This window comes from Methylobacterium aquaticum (assembly GCF_001043915.1).
In the GTDB taxonomy this organism is placed as follows: domain Bacteria; phylum Pseudomonadota; class Alphaproteobacteria; order Rhizobiales; family Beijerinckiaceae; genus Methylobacterium; species Methylobacterium aquaticum.
The window spans coordinates 1-561 of record NZ_LABX01000417.1 but is presented as its reverse complement, the minus strand read 5'-3'; the positions used below and the strand labels follow the sequence as shown (position 1 = coordinate 561).

The 561-nt window shown below is 72.5% G+C and carries 2 protein-coding genes; both read right to left on the bottom strand.

The genetic code is table 11. The features are described from left to right. On the bottom strand, positions 1 to 329 hold a 329-nt coding region (gene hisG, locus VP06_RS32905; RefSeq protein WP_048468035.1), incomplete at its 3' end, for an ATP phosphoribosyltransferase. Between the two features lie 11 nt (positions 330 to 340). Further along, on the bottom strand, positions 341 to 561 hold a 221-nt coding region (locus VP06_RS32900), incomplete at its 5' end, for an ATP phosphoribosyltransferase regulatory subunit (RefSeq protein ID WP_048468034.1).

Below are 561 nucleotides of genomic sequence, written 5' to 3'. Positions count from 1 at the left end.
GCCTGCGGCACCGCCACCACCACGGTGGCCTGGCCGAAGCCGAGCGGCGTCAGGAGCTCGACCTGGCCGGCGGCGTCCGGCAGGGTCTCGCGGATCAGGTCCTCGCCGGTGATGCCGAGATGGGCGGCACCGCTCGCGAGCTGGCCGGCGATCTCGGAGGCGGAGAGGAAGCGCACCTCGACCCCGTCCACGCCCTTGAGCTGGCCGCGATAGTCGCGGGCGCCGCTGGTCTGGGCGAGCGTGAGGCCGGCGCGGCCGAAGAAGGCGGCGGCGTTCTCCTGGAGGCGGCCCTTGGAGGGCACCGCCAGGACCAGGGGGCCGTCCATCATCGCGTCGCTCATCAGCGCTCGCCTCCCAAGCGTTCGAGCCAGAACGAGCAGCCCACGGCCGGCAGGGCGTCCTTGCTGCCGAGATGCTGGAGCAGGCCGTCGTAGCGCCCGCCGCCGACCACCGGCTTCTCGCCGTCCTGCCCGACCTCGAAGATGAAGCCGGTATAATAGTCGAGGTTGCGGGCAAAGCTGCCGGTGAACACGAAGCGCTCGAGCGGCAGGCCGCGGGCGG